Raw genomic sequence first — 17,775 nt, forward strand, 5'->3', positions numbered from 1 at the left:
CGGGAAGTCGGCGGCGCGGGCGGGCAGCAGGGTGGCCGCCCAGATGCCGGCGGCGGCGGTGACCACGGCCAGAGCGGCTTGCCAGCGCGGGTGCCGGGAATGAATGCGAGGGGTGCCCATGCTTGTCTCCTTTGGAATGAAAAGGGGTCTGTCGCCCCGGGGTACGCCAGGATTGCGTCCCTGTGCGAACTATGGTGCTATGGGCATTACTGTGGGTCAAATATATATTTCTGTGGGTTTTCCATAGGGAAATCGAATAGATGGATCTGCGCCAATTGCGTTACTTCGTGGCCGTGGCCGAAGAAGCCAGTTTCACGGCGGCCGCGCGGCGCCTGAACATCAGCCAGCCGCCGCTTAGCATGCAGATCAAGGCGCTTGAAGAATCACTGGGTGCGCGCCTGTTCGACCGCGCCCACCGCAACCTGGCGTTGACCGAGGCCGGCCGCGTCTTTCTCGAGCAGGCCCGGCTGACGCTCAGCCAGATGGCCAGCGCGGTGCAGCTTGCCAAGCTGGCCCAGCGCGGCGAAACGGGTGTGCTGCGGATTGCCTTTACGGGGTCGGTGCCGCTGGTGCCCGGTTTTGCGGGGCTGATCAAGACATTCCGCCACGAACGTCCGCTGGCGCGCCTGGAGATCGCGCACATGCCCACCGGCCAGCAATTGCAGGCGCTGGCCGACCGGCGCATCGACATCGGCTTGTTGCGGCCCGGCCCCCAGTTCCAGCCGCCGGAGCACCTGCATTTCACGCCGTTCTGGCAAGACGAACTGCGGGTGGTGGTGCCTGACGGACACCCGCTGGCCGCGCACCCGGGGCCCATCCCGGTAAAAGCGCTGGCGCCATACCCCCTGGTGCTGTTCCCGCGCGAAATCAGTTGCGGCCTGCACGACCAGATCATCCAGTTGTTCAACCGCGCGGGGCTGGTGCCGCAAGTGGCGCAGGAAGCCCGCGAAGGCACGACCATCATCGGGCTGGTGGCTGCAGGAGTGGGCATTTCCCTGTTGCCCGATGCGTATGCCAGCCTGCAGAAACTGGGCGTGCACTACGCCCGGCTGGAAGCCGGCGCGGCCAATTGCCCCTTGCTGATGGCCCATTGGAAGGAAGGGTACACGGAACTGGTGCGCCGCTTCGTTGAGCTGGCGAGCCATATCAACGCTGACGGGCCCGCAGCGGCCGTGCCGGGCAACTTGCGCAGAGCCTCTTCCCGGAAGCGGGCGGCCATTTCGTCGATGAAAACCGCCGTTTCATCGAAAAAAAGGCGCGAAGCCAACGGCCCGGTGGAATAATCGCTGCGTAATCCTCCCTGTAACCATCGCGAGGCCTCGTCATGCGTTCAGTCCTACCTATCATCCTGGTGGCGGCGGCATCGCTGGGTACCGCGCCCGCCAAATCCCAGGAATCACTTCCCGCCGTGGATGGGCTCAGCGGCAAGCTGGGCGCCAGCGGGTCGACGGCCGACGGCAACACCTCCGTCGGCGTCGAGGGCGCAATCACTTTTCCGCTGGGCCACCGATTCGGCATGCAACTGGATCTGGGGGCTGGGCGAATAGAGACGTCCCAGGATGGAAATTCCGGCTATCAAGGCGCCGGCGCACATTTCTTCTGGCGCGACCCCTCAAAAGGAATGATAGGCATCGAGGCCGGATACGCGCACGTGGATGCCTACGGCGGCGTCGACACCTATACGGTGGGCGTGGAGGCCGAGCGCTACTGGGACAAGCTGACGCTTGCGGGCGTCATGGGCATGGCCGATGGCGGCCACGCGACCGTGTCGACTTCGCAGGGCCGATTCCGCCACGACGTGGAAAGGGAATTCGTCGCGGGCCCCAGGCTGACCTGGTATCCCGATGACAATCTGGCATTGTCCGCATCGGGGTCGGTGGCCGGCGGCGATTATGCCGCGGGCCTGGGCGCCGAGTTCGGGCTGGCCAGCGAGAGCTCGTACCAGCCGAGTCTGTTTGCCCGGGCCATCATGAACGAAGGCGGCGAAGTCTACGCGATGGCCGGCATCAATATCTACTTCGGGCAGCGATCGAAATCCCTGATCCGCCGCCACCGGGAGGATGACCCGCCTATTGCCCACCTGGGTTCCCAGGGGCATTTGGCTGGTATTGCCTACTGGCTGGGGGCCGTCCGCAAGTTCAAGCAGCACAAGGACAACCCCACCGTCATTCCCCCGGGTGGATAGCGGCCGTCAGGCTGCGGCCGCGGGGCTTGCGGCTTGGGCCTGGCGCAGGCGCCGGGCATAGACAGTGCCCCAGGCCAGGCCCAGCAGCGCCGTGACCAGCGAGCCCAGCAATACCCCCAGCTTGGCCGCGCCCAGGTAGTTGGCATTGTCGGCGAAGGCCAGCATGGCAATGAAGATGGACATGGTGAACCCCACGCCGGCCAGCAGGCCGATCAGGGCAATGCCGCCCCAGCTGACGCCGGGCGGAAGCCGGCACCAGCCCATGCGCACCATCAGCCAGCTCATCAGCAGCACCCCCAGCGGCTTGCCCAGGATGAGGGCAATGGCCACGCCCGCCATCACCCACTGGGACCCGCCCGCGGAAAGATCGATGCCGTCCAGGCTGACGCCCGCATTGGCCAGCGCGAACAGCGGCATGATGGTGTAGGCCACCCAGGGGTGCAGCGCGGTTTGCACGCGCACCACCGGCGGCAACACTTCGCGCTGCGCGACGCGCAACTGGCGCAGCGGTTGAGCCAGGTGGCCAAGGCCCATTTGCGGATCGGCGTCCCGGCCCGCCAGGTCGCCCGCCACGCGCGAGACCATGTCCACCGGGCGTTCGCGCATGCGCACGGATACCACCGGTGTCATCAGGCCGAGTATGACGCCGGCCAGGGTGGGGTGGGCGCCGGTCATCAGCAGGCCTGTCCAGACAATGGCGCCGGGCACGACGTAGACAAATGCCGAGCCCACGCCGATGCGCTGCAGGCCAAGCACCATCAGCACGCCCAGGCCGGCGACCAGGAACCCGCTGTAGTCCAGCCCGCCCGAATAGAAGAAGGCGATGATCAGCACGGCGATGATGTCGTCGATGATGGCCAGCGCCAACAGAAAGACCCGTACGTTGCCGGGAATGGAACGGCCCAGCAGGGCCAGCACGCCCACCGCGAAGGCGATGTCGGTGGCGGTGGGCACGGCCCAGCCGTCGCGGCGGCCTTCCATGCCGTTGAACGCCAGGTAGATGAGGGCAGGCACCACCACGCCGCCCAGGGCCGCGGCCAGCGGCAGCGAAGCCTGCTTGAAGTCGCTGAGTGCGCCTTCATGGATTTCGCGGCGGATTTCCATGCCGACCACCAGGAAGAAGATGGTCATCAGGGCGTCGTTGATCCAGAAATGCAGCGATTGCGAGAACACATGGCTGCCCACCCCGAAAGACAGGGGCGTGTGCCACAGATCGTGGTAGCTGTGTGAAAACGCGGAATTCGCCCAGATCAGGGCAATGGCGGCGGCGGCTAGCAGGACGATGCCGCTGACGGCTTCGATGTGAAGAAAGCGCTCGAGGCTGGCAAGGGCGCGTTCAGCCAATAGTTGTGCGCGTGGCAAGTCCCGCGAAGGGGAAGTGTCTCGGTTCATGTGCGTGCGTATCCTGCGTGGCGGCCCGACCAGCGCAATGAACCTGTCCCGCCACGACATGCGGCTGACACCCGGACGCCATTGTACACACGGCGTCCGGACGCGGCCATGGCACGGCTACTTTTTGCCTGGGCCGGCGAATGCCGCCGTGATGCCCAGGCCGATCAGCAGCCCGCCGCCCACGTAGCGCTCGAAACTCAGGTAGGCGCGGCTGCGCCGCAGCCAGCGTCCGGCGGCGCTGGCCGCGAATGCGTAGCAGGCATCGCTGGCCAGGCCCAGCAGCGTGAACAACAGCCCCAGGAAGATCACTTGCGAGGCGATGTGGCCCCGGCCGACATCCACGAATTGCGGCAGGAAGGCCAGGAAGAACAAGGCCGTCTTGGGATTGAGCAGATTCACAATGAAGCCGTCGCGGAACAGCCTGCCATATGGCACCGCGCGCGCCGGCGTGTCCGGGCTTGCCGGGACAGGGCGCGAGCAGATTTTCTTCAGCCCTAGCCAGACCAGGTAGGCGGCGCCGGCGTACTTCACCACGCTGAATGCCAGCGCCGACGAGGCGAGCAGGGCCGACAGGCCCAGGGCGGCGGCCAGCACGTGCACCAGCGTGGCGGTATGAATGCCCAGGTCGGACACCAGCCCGGCCTTCCGGCCCTGTTCCACCGACTGCGCAATGATATACAGCACGGCCGGGCCGGGGATGATCAACAGTATCAATGCGGCGCTGCTGAACAGCGCCAGGGTTGCGGTACTGGGGATGACGAATTCCATGCGCTGGCTCCGGGCGTGGCGTCTTCGGGACGGGACGGCCTACTGTACTGCAACACCCTGCCGGCGGCACGCGATTTGCTGCGCTTCCGCAGTTCCCCTACATGGGGCAGGAACCGTAATCAGGAGACCGCCATGCCCATCAAAGATACGCGCCCGCCGCGCGACAAGCAGCCCGATCCGCCGGCGCACCGGGAAGAGTCCGATAGCGGCGACTACGAAGGCACGGGCTTGAACCGAGGCTACGGCATAGAAAGCGAGCACGGGCGGCGCGACGGTTACCGCGATGCCGCGGACGGCGAGTTTGGCGACGTGGACGACTACGAAGACCTGTACGGCGAAGGCAAGCCCGGCCAGGGCAAACCCGGCCGGGACAAGGCCGGCCAATAAAAACAGCCAGGCCCGCCGCGAGGGCGGTGGCCTGGCCGTGGCGCGTTGCCGGCCGCCTGGCGGCGAGTGCTAGCGCGATTGCATGGCTTCTTTGATTTTCTTGTCGGTGTTGTACTGGCTGAGCGCGTACACCGCCCAGATGGCGGCGGGAATCCAGCCTATCAGGGTGATTTGAAGAATCAGGCAGATGATGCCGGCAATGGGCCGCCCGATGGTGAAAAAACCCAACCAGGGCAGCAACAAGGCAATAAGCAAACGCATGGACTGGCCTCTCTGAAGCAATGACGGGCGCAGTGTACACCGCGCCCGCACGGGCGTTATATGGTGCGTCTGCCAGCCGTTCACTTCCCCGGCAGTGCGTCGGCCACGCCCAGGTCGGTGGCCAGCTTCACCATGCCTTGCCAGATGGGTTCGTCGAACGTCAGCGCATCGGCATTGCGCTGGCGGTTGCGTGCCTCGTACTCGCCCGGGTACTGCACCTGGTCTACGCCCGGCTGCGGCGGGCAGGCGTGCAAGTAATCGATGAAGGCGCCGACTTCCAGCGTGCGCCAGTCGGTGTTGAAGTCCACTTGCGGGTCCAGCAGGATGGCGAACATATTGTTGGTGGCCGCCCCGTTGCGCGGATTGTCCGGCTGTATGGTGCCGCCGCCGGACAGCACGCCGGCCAGCAGTTCGGCCACCACGCCCATGGCATAGCCCTTGTGTCCGCCAAAGGGCAGCAGGGCGCCGGGCGGGTCTTCGAACAGCACGCCAGGCGAGGTGCTGGGATTGCCCTGCGCGTCGATCAGCGACCCCGGCGGCGCGGCCTCGCCATTGGCGGCCAGCACGCGGGCCTTGTTGACGGCAATGGAGCTGGTGGCCATGTCCACGATCAGCGGCGGGCGTCCGCCGGGCAGGGGGCCGGCGAAGCACAGCGGGTTGGTGGTCAGGCAGGCGCGCGCGCCGCCGAACGGCGCCACGGTGGGCGCGCGGTTGATGACGTTGGTGAAGGCCAGCAGTATCAGGCCCTGGGCGGCCACCATTTCTCCGTAATGGCCCATGCGTCCCAGATGATGGCTGTGACGCAGCGTGACAATGCACTGGCCATGGGTCTGTGTGCGCTGGATGGCTTCCTGGATGATCACCTTGCCCACGTACTGGCCCAGCCCATGGCGGCCGTCGAACGCCACCATGGCGCCGCGGTCGTTGACCAGTTCCGGGCGGGCGTCGGCGCGCGCCAGGCCGTCGGCCAGTACGCGCCGGTAATTGCCCAGGATGGACAGGCCGTGGCTGGTGTAGCCGACGCGGTCCGATTCGACCAGGTGCTGGGCAACCGCCTCGGCAATGTCCGGTGGGGCGCCCAGCGCGGCCAGCACGCGCTGGCCATAGGCGTGCGCCTGCGACAAGGATATTTTCATCTGCGCCTCCTACAGCCAGCCCAGCCAGCGCCAGTAGGTCATGCCGAAACCCAGCATCAGCAGATAGCCGACGATAGTGATGACGATGCCCACCTTGGCGAACTGCTTGGCGGTAAAGGTTTCCGTGCCCAGGCACACCATGTTCTGCGGTGCATTGATGGGCAGGATGAAGCCGTAGCTGACCACGAAGCCCAGCAGCATGGTCATGCCCAGGCGGTTGAAATCGCCGGGCAGGGTGGCCAGCACCGAAATCAGGATAGGCAGCATGGCCGAGGTCAGCGCCGTGGCGCTGGCGAAACCCAGGTGAATGATGATCAGGAAGGCCGCCAGGATGGCGAAGATGGCCAGCGGCCCGACGTGGTCCAGGCCAGTGTTGGCCACCACCTGGGCGCCCAGCCATTGCCCGGCCTGGGTGGTAAGCAGGGCCGTGCCCAGGCTGATGCCCACGCCGAATACGATGACCGTGCCCCATGGAATGCGCGATTGCACGTCTTTCCATGTCATGACCCCGATGCGCGGCAGCAGCAGCAGCACCAGGCCGAAGTACGTGGTGGAGGTGGTGTCGAAGCGGTGCAGCTTGCCCTCGGTGGACCAGAACAGCAGCAGCATGATGGACACGGCCATCAGGCGCTTCTGCGGCGCCGTCATGGGGCCCAGTTCCCGCAGCGATTTCTCTACGGCTTCCTTGCCGCCCGCGATGTTGTTGCTTTCGGGCGGCAGCAATTTCACCACCAGGAAAATCAGCACCGCGGACATGATCACGGCCCAGGGCGCGCCGGCAATCAGCCAGTCCGACCAGGCCACGCGCTCGCCCAGCATTTTTTCCATGAAGCCCACCGTCAGCAGGTTCTGCGCGGCCGCGGTCTGGATGCCGACGTTCCAGATGCTGGTGGCCTGAGCCACGATGATCATGATGCCGGCAGCGATGTTGGAACGCTTGTCCACGCCGAACGCCGCGATCACGCCCATCATGATGGGCACCACCGCCGCGCTGCGCGCGGTGGCGCTGGGCACGACCAGGCTGAGCACGATGGTGACCGCGATGCAGCCGATCAGGATGCGGTAAGTGCTAGTGCCCACCTTGGTCAGGGTGACCAAGGCGATGCGGCGGTCCAGCCCGGTGTAGGTCATGGCGGCCGCGATAAACAGGGCGCCGGTTACCAGCGCCAGCGCGGAATTCGCGAACCCCGTCAATGCCATGCTGATGGCGGCCGAGGTGCCGTAGAGCACGGTGGGATCCTTGACGGTAGGCGCAGTGCCGATCAGGAATGCCATCAGGGTGGTGATCATGATGGCGCTGGCCTCGTACGACACGGCTTCGGTCACCCATACCACCACGGCAAAGGCCAGGATGGCCAGCATGCGCTGGCCGGCGGGTGGCAGGTCGGCGGGCAGGGGCAGCATCAGCACGATGATCATGGCGACGATGCCGGCGATCAGGCCGATGGGGATTTTGTGCCTGGCGGGAGGAGAAGCAGAAGGTAGCGCGGTGGTAGAGGGGGTGTTCATCTCTTGCTCGCACAAAGTTGAGGACAGCTGTTGGCAAACCTGAAAAATCCGTTTAAATTCAAATTAATCAACATGTTATTGGTGATTTCTAAAGTTGATTATTTAAAGTGAATTCTGCCTGGCGGCGGTATGGCTTCGCGTGCGATGCAAGAAATTGCAAGGTTTGATGCACGATAAATCATCCTGGCAGGAACTACGGGAATGTTGGATATTGTTGAAACTGATACATAAAGAAGCGTATCAGGTAGGCGCTGTAAAAAGACGCAGCTAATTAGCCACATTTCTAGCACGTCGAATAGGGCGAATTCGTACCGGCATAACATCGTGATGCTGTGCACCATTGATCAGGATTAATATTCTTTGCAATGGCGGGAACATACCGAGTTCACCTAGCCAGATTTGTCGCCGTTTGTTCGGTTATTGAATCTAGCTAAGTGATAACGATATGGACTATTCCCTTGTGCTGACGGGCGGCGCAGCCGCTTTTTTCCTGCTGTTGATCGGGGCCATACAAATCGGGCGCTACATTGGCCACCGGCATAGCGGGCCAGCCTGCGAATCCTCGAAGGCCGGCATCAGTGCAATCGAAACCTCGGTGTTTGCACTGCTGGGCTTGCTGATTGCCTTTACGTTTTCGGGCGCCGCGAACCGTATGGCGGAACGGCGCTCGCTGATCGTGCAGGAAGTCAATGCGATCGGCACGGCCTGGCTGCGCATCGACCTGATCAACCCGCAGTACCAGCCGGCCCTGCGCGATGGCTTTCGCCGTTATGTGGATGCGCGCATTCATTACAACGAGCGAATCGCCGACCTGGCGGGCCGGGACGAAATCGCCGCCCAGGGCAACCAGATCCAGCAGGAGATCTGGTCGGTGGCCATGCAGGCCCAGACGCATACCCCGCCGCCGCTGGGGGTGTCATTCGCGGCGGCGGCCAACGACATGTTCGATGCGTCCACCTCGCTGATCGTGGCGCAAAAAATCCATCCGCCCGTGGTCACGTATATATTCCTGGGCATACTGGCCCTGACTTGCGGGGTTTTTGTCGGGCTGAACCTGACGGGGCCGGACAGCCGCAACCTGTTCCATCAGGTGCTTTATGGGCTGATCATGACACTGGCCTTGTATATCATTGTTGATTTCGAGTTTCCAAGAATAGGCAATATACGCATCGACCAGAGCGACAGTCTGCTGCTGGCCATGCGCGAGTCCATGGGGGCGTCGCAGGGCGCCGGGAAGTCAGTTCCATGAGGAAGATGCATGCTCGAACCAGGTTCGTCGCGGGGGGCGTTGACTAGGAAGCCGGCCGTCTGGCTGGCGGTGTGTGCGGTACTGGCGGCCGGGCCGGTCTGCGCCCAGGAAGGCCTGCGGTTGTCCAAGGACGATCTGCAAAAACGCGCCAACGGCGTCCTGGCGCTGATGTCATTTTCCATCGTGCCCGACATCACCACCAGTTCGTTGTCCATTGGCAGCGGAGGTGCCGGCACCAGCGGTTCGAGCAGCTTTTACATGACACAGTTGGGCGGAGGCGACACGCTGTCGGATTCCTTTCCCATTTACCTGGAAGGCGTGTTGGCCGCCAGCCGCTACGACCCCACTTTCATCGCCACGCAGGGTGCCGAAAAGCGCAACATTCCCACCAAATGGAACAGCATTTCCGCCACCGGGGGCGTGGGCTGGGACTTCAAGCTCACCCCGGAACTGAAGCTGCGCCCCATCTTCAATTTTGCGCTGGGCAATGTCACCAGCGACCTGCGCGCCGCCAGTTGGTACGTGGGGCGGCAGGTGGGGCATGATGTCAACTTCCTGGACCGTGGATCGCTGAACGCGTACGGGCTGGGCGGGTCCATCATGCTCGACTACGAGCTGTACCGCGACGACTACGAGGTGGATGTAGAGCTGCGGTATTCCGACATGCGGCTGCAAAGTTTTGCCAGTTCGGCGGCGGTGCAGGGCAAGGCCGTGGCGCAGTCGGCGAACCTGTGGGCCCGCTACCGCGCGCCCACCGGGCTGACTTTGCTGCAAAAGCCGCTGCGCTACGTGCTGGAGCTGACCCATTCGGAATTCCTGGGCGACCAGCGCGGCATCCTGGGCTTCGACCGGCTGACCTCGCTGGGGGCGGGGGTGGAACTGGATTCCAGCGCCTACAAGGTGGTGGTAACCCGCACCCGGCTGGTGGGCCGCTACGTATTCGGCAATAACGTGTCGGGGTTTTCGGTGGGGTTGGCGGTGAGTTTCTGATCGCCATTAAGGTGTAGTCTCGATAGACAGGCCGGCTCATGCGGCCGGGCGCAGTGCATCTTGGCAAGCAGCTCAACTTGGCGAGGCGGTATCGACATGACTGACGCGGCGGTGGTGCAATCTGGCAACGAACCCTTTTCGCTGGTCCGCAATGACCTTTTCTTCAGGTTTCAACGGCGCATTGGCCTGATTCCCGAGCACGGCTCCGGCCTGAAACGCCGAGCGATCGCCTATGCCCTGGTGGCCTGGCTGCCACTGGCGCTGGCCGCCTGGCTGGGCGGCACGGCGGTGCATTCCGACGGCGCCGCGGAATCCCTGCTGGGCCACTTCGGTATCCATGTCCGGTGCCTGGTCGCGATACCGCTGCTGGTATTGGCCGAGGGCATCGCGCACAAGAACATGGTGCTTTGCCTGCAGGAATTCCGGCGCAGCGGCCTGGTCGACGAGGCATTGGCGCCGCGCTACCGGCAGATTCTTGCCGATGCCATACGCATGCGCAACGGTACGCTGCCCTGGGTGATCATCATCGGGCTGGCCGCGGCTTGGACCTTCGCGTTCCTGGTATCGCCAGACCCCGACCAACTGCAATGGGCCGCGTCCGACCGGCCGGGGCTGACCTTCGGAGCGTGGTGGTTCCTGCTGGTCACGCGGCCCATATTCTCGGTGTTGTTGCTGGCCTGGGTATGGCGCTTGGTGATGGCGGGCATCATCATGTTCCGCATCGCACGGTTGCCGCTGAACCTGGTAGTGCTGCACCCCGACCGCGTGGGTGGGCTGGGTTTCCTGGACCGCCTGCCCATTGTGTTTGGCCCCTTGATCTTTTCGGTGTCCGCCGTGGTGTCGGCCTCGTGGGCGCACAACGTTTACTACCACGGGGTCACGGTGCCTTCGCTGTATCCGCAAATGGCCACGCTGGTGGTGTTGCTGGTCTTGATCGGCCTGGCCCCGTTGCTGTTCTTCACGCCCATCCTGGCCCGGGCCAAGCGGGCGGCCCTGCTGGACTATGGCGTGCTGCTGGCGCGGCACGGCCGCCTGGTGGACGCCAAATGGATACACCAGCGGCCTATCCCCGACGATCCCCTGTTGGACGCGCCGGAATTGGGGCCGGTGGCGGACATCCAGGCCATGTACCAGTCGGTGCGCGGCATGCGGGCCGTGGTGTTCGGCAAGGTCATGCTGCTGCAGGTGGCGTTGCCGGCGCTGCTGCCGGCCTTGATCGTGGTGGCTACCCAGTGGCCCCTGAAAAGCACCCTGAGCAAGCTCTTGTTCGCCCTGGTTTAATTTTTAAAACAATAGGTTATGTGGATTTTTTGATGTTTTGGTTGAAAATCGGCTCATGTCGGCTCGGTGCCGCCCGGGGCAGGGTTCCGCAGGGTCACCAAGCGGCATGGCTGTTGTGGGCGGCCATGCTGTTCAGCCCGTGGGTGGGCGCGCAGCCGGAGATCAGCCCCCCGCAAGCCATCGAACGGCTGTTCAACACGGCGCAGCCCGATCCCTCGTGGTTTGCCCCCCAGTTCCTGGCCCAGGTTCCTTATGAACAGGTAACGGGCTTGCTGGACCAACTGGAAAAGCAGCATGGCGAGTTCCAGTCGGTCAAGAAGGCCGCGGACGCCTATCGGGTAACACTTGAGCGCGCGCAGGTTCCCACGCATATCGTCCTGGACCCGCAAGGGCGGATCACCGGGCTTCGGTTCGAGGCCCCCATCGTCGCGGGCGGCCTGGCCGACCACGTGGACGCCATCGCGGGCCTGCCGGGAAGCACGTCGGTGCTGGTGCTGCAAGACGGCCAGCCCATCGCCAGCCACGATCCGGATGCCGTGCTGGCGGTGGGTTCGGCCGCCAAGCTGGCGATATTAAAGGCGGTGGCGGACGCCGCGAGCCAGGGCCGGCTGGCCTGGGACAAAGTGGTGCCGCTGGACCCCGCCTGGCAATCGCTGCCCACGGGCGTGCTGCAGGACTGGCCCGCGCGCACTCCGCTGACTATCTCAACACTGGCGAACCTGATGATTTCCATCAGCGACAACACCGCAACGGATGCGTTGATACGCTTGGTCGGGCGGCCTGCCGTCGAAGCCATTACGCCGCGCAATACCCCGTTCCTGACGACGCGCGAGTTATTCACCCTGAAGGCGGCCGCCCGGCAAGACCTGCGCAATGCCTGGGTCCAGGCCGATCGCGCCGGGAAACAAGCGGTGCTGGAACGCCTGGCAGGCCTGCAATTGCCGGCCGCGGCGGAACTGTCGCCGCGTCCCACGATCGCCGTCGAGTGGTTTCTTAGCGTGCGCGAACTTTGCGGGTTGATCGACGGCCTGGCAGGGCAGCCGGCGCTGCACATTAATACTGGCCTGGCCCGGCGCGCCAACTGGGCGCGAACCGCGTTCAAGGGCGGGTCAGAACCGGGCGTACTCAGCCTGGTCAGCTGGGTGCAGGACCAGGCCGGAACCCGATATTGCGTCGCGGCCACCTGGAACGACCAGGCGCCGCTGGATGAACCGGCGCTGATGGGGCGCTACCGATCCGTGCTGGAACAATTACGGCATTCAAACTGAATACGAAATAATTGGTATTCGATATAAAGAACGGTAGCGAAATAATCAATTTGGATTCATAGTCTTTGCTAATATCGTCAAATAAACGGATAACCACAGCCCTTTATTGCCGCGGAAAATGCCGGATTCAGGACGTGACGGCGCGGATGCCGCAGGTTCTCGGCCGACGCAATAAATGTTATTGGTTACCAGCAGGTTGCAGGCCACGCAATAGTAGCGCCGGGCGGTTGCCGGGGCTGCAGTAAGTCGAGTAGCAGGCCGGTGTCCCGTTGCGCGCCGGTTTGCCATGCTTCCGGAGTTGCATGCTGACACGCAAGTGGTTTCTGTCTCTGATTCTATTCTGGTGCGCAGCCATATCCAGTACCGCCTGGGCATGTGGCACCGAGATATCGTGGGTTCAACGCGCCTGCGACCGGGTCGACGAAATCTGGACGACGGGCAGCAACGATTTATATATAACAGGCTGGGCCTGGCACAACAGGTCCGCATATAGCGCCAGCAAGATCCGCGAATTCAACGAGGCCGCGTGGGGCGGCGGTTTCGGCCGGGGAATTTATGACGAAGATGGCGATTGGCAAGGCCTGTACGGCATGGCCTTCCTGGATTCGCACGAGCGGGTCCAGCCTATTGCCGGCTACGGTTTCCTGAAAATCGGCCGCGTTGCCACGAACTGGCGCCTGGGCGCGGGCTACACCATATTCCTGACCGCGCGCGAAGACATCATGAGTTATATCCCGTTCCCTGGCATTTTGCCGCTGGTATCGGCCGGGTACCGGGATGCCACTTTATTCGCGACGTATATTCCCGGCGGACAAGGCGCCGGGAATGTGCTTTTTGTATTCGGGAAGTGGTCTTTCTGAGCACTTCCCCGCTGTGGATGTAGAGCACTGTGATAGTAGAGCGCGGCAAGCCGCGCTCCTGGCGTGTCCCATGGCCTGAGCCGCCGGTTTCCGGCTGGACGACAGGCCCCGACGAGCCCATGCCGCTGGTCAGACAGCCGCAGGGAGAGGGAGGATGATGGCGCGTTTGATTCGCAGGCGGATGCGGGTGTGGCGGGCGGCCATGATCATGGCGCTGGTTGCATGCGCGGGGTGTGACGACAATGCGGGCTCGGCCGCGGTGGACATCCCCCCGGTGTCGGTCCGGGTATTTACCGTGGCGCTGGCGCCGATCGACTTCGAGTTCGAGCTGCCGGGGCGCATCGAGCCGCAGCGCACAGCCGAGATCCGGGCCCGAGTGGACGGCATTGTCGAAAAGCTGCTGTATACGGAAGGCACGGATGTCGAGGCCGGGACGCCCTTGTTCCAGATCGATGCCAGCGACTACAAGGCCCAGCTGGCGCAGGCCGAAGCCGCATTGCAGCGCGCCCAGGCCGTGCAGAGGAACGCGGCGTCGGTCACCGAGCGCTTCCGGCCCTTGGTCAAGCGCCAGGCCGTCAGCGCCCAGGAATACGACGCCGCGTTGTCGGCCCTGGGGCAGGCGCAGGCGAATGTGGCGGATGCGCGCGCCGCGGTCACCCTGGCCCGGCTGCGGCTGGAACGCTGCACGGTACGGGCGCCGATTGCCGGCCGGGTGGGGCGGGCGCTGGTGACCGAGGGAGCGCTGGTCAGCGCGGCCAGCGCCACCTTGCTGGCGCAGATCAACCAGTTGTCTCCCATCAGCGCCACGTTCACGAAATCCAGCACGGCCGTGATGGACCTGACGGCATCCGTGCAGGCCGGCGTGCTAGCCACGCCGGACAGCGGCAGGTTCCCGGTGCGCATCACGCTGCCCAACGGCCGGGAATATGCCGAACAGGGCTTCGTGGACTTCGCCGACCTGGCGGTAGACCGGACCACCGGCGCCCAGACCGTCAGGGCGCAGTTCGAGAATACCGACAGGGCCTTGCTGCCCGGCCAATTCGTGCGGGGCACCTTCCATGTGGGCGTGCGGCAGGACGGTATCCTGATTCCGGCGCGCGCGGTTCAATTGAACAACGGCTTGGCCAGCGTACTGATGCTGGAGGCCGGGAACACGGTTGCCCCCCGGCAGGTGACCCTGGGAGAACAACGCGGCGGCCGCTGGAGCGTGCTGGAAGGCCTGAAGCCCGGTGAACGCGTGGTGGTGGACGGCTGGCACAAAGTCAGGCCGGGGCAGCGCGTGACGCCCGTAGAGCAGGCTGCGGGCGAACAGGAAGCGGCGTCATGAACGCGTTCTTCGTTGTCCGGCCCGTGTTCGCGTGGGTAGTGGCCCTGTTCATCCTGCTGTTCGGCATGATCGGGCTGGCCTTGCTGCCGGTGGAGCAATATCCCAATATCGCCCCGCCATCCATCACCATACAGGCCAGCTACCGCGGCGCGGATGCGGCCACCATCGACCGCACCGTCACATCCATCATCGAAGAAGAGATGAATGGGCTGGACGATTTCCTGTATATGTCGTCGGTCAGCCGTTCGAATGGGTCGGCCCAGATAACCGTGACATTCAATCCGGGCGCGGACCTGGACGTGGCGCGCGGCCAGGTGCAGGACCGCCTGAGCCGCGTGGAGCCCAGGCTGCCGATCGAAGTGCGCCAATTGGGTATTACGGTGACCAAGGCCTCGTCGGGGTTCCTGATGCTGGTCGCGCTGCAGTCCGACCGCGCCGAGGTGTCCACGGTGCAGATGGGCAATTTTGCGTCGAACAACATCCTGAATGAACTGCGGCGCATTCCCGGGGTGGGCGATGTGCAGTTGTTCGGCTCGTCGTACGCCATGCGGGTCTGGCTGGACGAAAGCAAGCTGGCCAGCTACCAGTTGTCGTCCGCCGACGCGCTGCGGGCGGTGCAAGAGCAGAACTCGCAGACGGCGGCCGGGGCGCTGGGCGAACAGCCCATCACGTACGACGCCCAGTTCAATGCGCAGATCGTGACGCAAAGCCGGTTTTCCACGCCGGAGCAGTTCCGCCAGATCATCCTGCGCGTCAATACGGACGGCTCCACCGTGCGGCTGGGCGATGTGGCGCGGGTAGAACTGGGCCAGGAGAACTACGGTTTTCGCCTGACGACCAATGGCCGGGAATCGGCGGGCATCGCCATCCAGCTGGCCAACGATGCCAATGCCCTGGCGGTGGCGCGCGCGGTACGGCAGCGCATGTCTGAACTGCAGCCCATTTTTCCCGCGGGGGTCAGCTGGACGGTGCCATTCGACACCACGCCCTTTATTACCGTTTCGGTGCAGTCGGTGCTGGTGACCATGGTCGAGGCCCTGCTGCTGGTGACGGCCATGGTGTTCGTGTTCCTGCAAAGCTGGCGCAGCACGCTGATTCCTACCCTGGTGGTGCCCATTGCCCTGATAGGCACCTGCGCCGGGCTGCTGCTGTTTGGGGCATCCATCAACCTGCTTTCCCTGTTCGGCATGGTGGTGGCTATCGGCGTGCTGAATGATGATGCCATCGTGGTGTCGGAGAACGTCGCACGCATCATGAAAGACGAAGGGCTGAGCGCGCCCGAGGCTACCCGCAAGGCCATCGGGCAGGTGTGGGGGCCCATCGTGGCCAGCACGCTGGTGCTGGTGGCGGTGTTCGTGCCCATGGCCATGTTCCCGGGTTCCAGCGGAGCCATCTACCGGCAGTTCTCCATCACGCTGACGGTGTCCATCGTCATTTCGACCACGCTGGCCCTGTCATTGGGCGCGGCGCTGTGCGCCACCTTGTTGAAGCTTCCAGCGGCGCCCGCCGCGGATTCACGCAAGACCTTCCTGGGCAAGCTCAACCACTTGAAGAGCCGCGGGTTCGACAAGTTCAATGCCGGCTTCGACGCCATGACCTCGAAGTACGCCCAGGCGGTAGGGGCCATGTTGCTCAAGCCCGTGCGCTGGCTGGTCGTGTTCGGGCTGGTTTGCGGCTTTACGGTATTTTTGCTGTCGCGGCTGCCGGGCGGATACCTGCCTTCGGAAGACCAGGGCTATTTCTTCGTGGCCTATACGGCGGCGCCGGGCGGCACCGCGGACCGCACCCAGCTCGCGGTACAGCAGGTGGAAGCCTTCCTGCGGCAACAAGACGCGGTGCGCAATGTGGCGTCGGTAACCGGCTTCAGCATCTTCGGGCAGGGCCAGACCACCGGCATGTCGTTCGTGGACCTGTACCCCTGGGCGCAGCGGCCCGATGCGGCCGCGTCGGCCGACGGCCTGGTGGCGCGCAGCAACCTGGCCTTCCTGTCGATTCCCGAGGCCTTCATCTTCGCTTTCAACCCGCCGCCGATTCCTTCGCTGGGCAATGCCGCGGGATTCACCATGAAGCTGCAGGACCGTAGCGGGGTGGGCGGACCGCGGCTGGACCAGGCTGGCGCCGCGATGCTGGCCGCGGCGTCGCAAGACCCCTTGCTGACCGGCATGCGCATCGACGGCATGCCGCCGGCCCCGCAACTGTACGTGGACGTCGACCGCATTCACGCGCGCGCCCTGGGCCTGCAGGTCGGGCAGGTGAACCAGGCCATGCAGCTGGCGTTCGGCACGAACTACGCCAATGATTTCGTGCACGAGGGCAATGTATTGCGGGTATTCCTGCAGGCCGACGCCAGCCAGCGAATGCGGCCCGAAGACATCGCGGCGCTGCAACTGCGCAATGACCGCGGGCAGATGGTGCCGTTCTCGGCGTTTTCCACCATGCGCTGGGTGACCGGGCCGCAGCAGCTGGAGCGCTACAACGGCTTTCCGGCCATCACGATATCGGGCCAGGCGGCCCCAGGACAGTCCAGCGGCGTGGCGCTGCAGCGCATGGACGAAATCGCCGACGCCGTGCTGGGCGACGGCCTGACCCACGAATGGACCGGCACCGCCTTCGAAGAGCGCCAGGCCGGCAACCAGGTGGCGCTGCTGCTGGGGCTGTCGCTGATCGTGGTGTTCCTGCTGCTGTCAGCGCTGTACGAAAGCTGGTCGGTGCCCATCTCGGTGCTGCTGATCCTGCCCTTCGGCGTACTGGGCGCGGCGGCCTTCACGCTGGCACGGGGCATGTCGGCGGATATCTATTTCAATATCGGCCTGGTTACCATCATCGGCCTGGCCGCCAAGAACGGCATCCTGATCGTGGAGTTCGCCCTCAAGGAAGAGCAGGCCGGGCGCGACCGCCACGAAGCGGTGCTGGACGCGGCGCGGCAACGGCTGCGGCCCATCCTGATGACCAGCCTGACTTTCGTGCTGGGCATGCTGCCGCTGGTGCTGGCCACCGGCGCGGGCGCGGCCAGCCGCCGGGCGGTGGGCACCAGCGTCATGGGCAGCATGCTGACGGCCACGCTGTTCGGCGTTTTCTTCACGCCTCTGCTGTACGTGGTGTGCCGCAAGTGGTTCAGCCGTCGCCCCAGGGGCCCGGCGCCCGCGCCCGATGCGCTGGCGG

15 protein-coding genes are annotated in these 17,775 nt (G+C 64.5%); 10 read left to right on the forward strand and 5 right to left on the reverse strand.

What is annotated here, in order from left to right:
- The first annotated feature begins 260 nt into the window (after positions 1-260).
- Together LPZ50_RS10065 and LPZ50_RS10070 are read left to right on the forward strand one after the other, a co-directional pair.
- A complete protein-coding gene (locus LPZ50_RS10065) occupies positions 261-1,283 on the forward strand; it encodes a LysR family transcriptional regulator (RefSeq protein ID WP_230660819.1) in 1,023 nt (340 codons plus the stop codon).
- 41 nt (positions 1,284-1,324) lie between these two features.
- On the forward strand, positions 1,325-2,185 hold the full coding sequence (locus LPZ50_RS10070) for a hypothetical protein (protein ID WP_230660858.1): 861 nt from the start codon (positions 1,325-1,327) through the stop codon (positions 2,183-2,185).
- Between the two features lie 6 nt (positions 2,186-2,191).
- Here the strand turns inward: LPZ50_RS10070 and nhaA are convergent, their stop codons facing one another.
- Together nhaA and LPZ50_RS10080 are read right to left on the reverse strand one after the other, a co-directional pair.
- Complete coding sequence (gene nhaA / locus LPZ50_RS10075; RefSeq protein WP_230660822.1) at positions 2,192-3,577, reverse strand: Na+/H+ antiporter NhaA; 1,386 nt, start codon at positions 3,575-3,577, stop codon at positions 2,192-2,194.
- Between the two features lie 117 nt (positions 3,578-3,694).
- Complete coding sequence (locus tag LPZ50_RS10080; RefSeq protein WP_230660825.1) at positions 3,695-4,345, reverse strand: LysE family translocator; 651 nt, start codon at positions 4,343-4,345, stop codon at positions 3,695-3,697.
- A 132-nt stretch (positions 4,346-4,477) separates the two neighbouring features.
- On the opposite strand from LPZ50_RS10080, the gene LPZ50_RS10085 reads away from it, so the two are divergent.
- Positions 4,478-4,732, forward strand: a complete 255-nt coding sequence (locus LPZ50_RS10085; protein ID WP_230660828.1) for a hypothetical protein — start codon at positions 4,478-4,480, stop codon at positions 4,730-4,732.
- Positions 4,733-4,801: 69 nt separating this feature from the next.
- Here the strand turns inward: LPZ50_RS10085 and LPZ50_RS10090 are convergent, their stop codons facing one another.
- The 3 genes from LPZ50_RS10090 to LPZ50_RS10100 all read right to left on the reverse strand — a co-directional run bounded on the left by LPZ50_RS10090 (position 4,802) and on the right by LPZ50_RS10100 (position 7,638).
- Complete coding sequence (locus LPZ50_RS10090; RefSeq protein WP_230660831.1) at positions 4,802-4,993, reverse strand: YqaE/Pmp3 family membrane protein; 192 nt, start codon at positions 4,991-4,993, stop codon at positions 4,802-4,804.
- A gap of 80 nt (positions 4,994-5,073) precedes the next feature.
- Positions 5,074-6,129 carry an Ldh family oxidoreductase gene (locus tag LPZ50_RS10095; RefSeq protein WP_230660833.1) on the reverse strand — a complete coding sequence of 352 codons (1,056 nt, stop codon included), beginning with the start codon at positions 6,127-6,129 and terminating at the stop codon, positions 5,074-5,076.
- Between the two features lie 9 nt (positions 6,130-6,138).
- A complete protein-coding gene (locus LPZ50_RS10100) occupies positions 6,139-7,638 on the reverse strand; it encodes a DASS family sodium-coupled anion symporter (protein ID WP_230660836.1) in 1,500 nt (499 codons plus the stop codon).
- Positions 7,639-8,083: 445 nt separating this feature from the next.
- On the opposite strand from LPZ50_RS10100, the gene LPZ50_RS10105 reads away from it, so the two are divergent.
- The 7 genes from LPZ50_RS10105 to LPZ50_RS10135 form a co-directional block, all read left to right on the forward strand.
- On the forward strand, positions 8,084-8,887 hold the full coding sequence (locus LPZ50_RS10105) for a hypothetical protein (RefSeq protein WP_230660839.1): 804 nt from the start codon (positions 8,084-8,086) through the stop codon (positions 8,885-8,887).
- 9 nt (positions 8,888-8,896) lie between these two features.
- A complete protein-coding gene (locus LPZ50_RS10110) occupies positions 8,897-9,877 on the forward strand; it encodes a hypothetical protein (RefSeq protein ID WP_230660842.1) in 981 nt (326 codons plus the stop codon).
- Between the two features lie 96 nt (positions 9,878-9,973).
- Positions 9,974-11,158: a hypothetical protein gene (locus tag LPZ50_RS10115; protein ID WP_230660845.1), complete on the forward strand. Its 1,185-nt coding sequence runs from the start codon at positions 9,974-9,976 to the stop codon at positions 11,156-11,158.
- Between the two features lie 125 nt (positions 11,159-11,283).
- Complete coding sequence (locus LPZ50_RS10120) at positions 11,284-12,426, forward strand: serine hydrolase (RefSeq protein ID WP_230660847.1); 1,143 nt, start codon at positions 11,284-11,286, stop codon at positions 12,424-12,426.
- A gap of 302 nt (positions 12,427-12,728) precedes the next feature.
- Entirely contained in the window at positions 12,729-13,286 is a 558-nt protein-coding gene (pagP, locus tag LPZ50_RS10125) for a lipid IV(A) palmitoyltransferase PagP (protein WP_230660850.1), read from the forward strand.
- A 208-nt stretch (positions 13,287-13,494) separates the two neighbouring features.
- Positions 13,495-14,613, forward strand: a complete 1,119-nt coding sequence (locus tag LPZ50_RS10130) for an efflux RND transporter periplasmic adaptor subunit (RefSeq protein ID WP_230660853.1) — start codon at positions 13,495-13,497, stop codon at positions 14,611-14,613.
- The coding region (locus tag LPZ50_RS10135; RefSeq protein ID WP_230660856.1) for a multidrug efflux RND transporter permease subunit at positions 14,610-17,775 on the forward strand (3,166 nt) is incomplete at its 3' end. The genes LPZ50_RS10130 and LPZ50_RS10135, both read left to right, overlap by 4 nt.

The sequence above is a fragment of the Bordetella petrii genome (genome assembly GCF_020991325.1).
In the GTDB taxonomy this organism is placed as follows: domain Bacteria; phylum Pseudomonadota; class Gammaproteobacteria; order Burkholderiales; family Burkholderiaceae_B; genus Bordetella_A; species Bordetella_A petrii_E.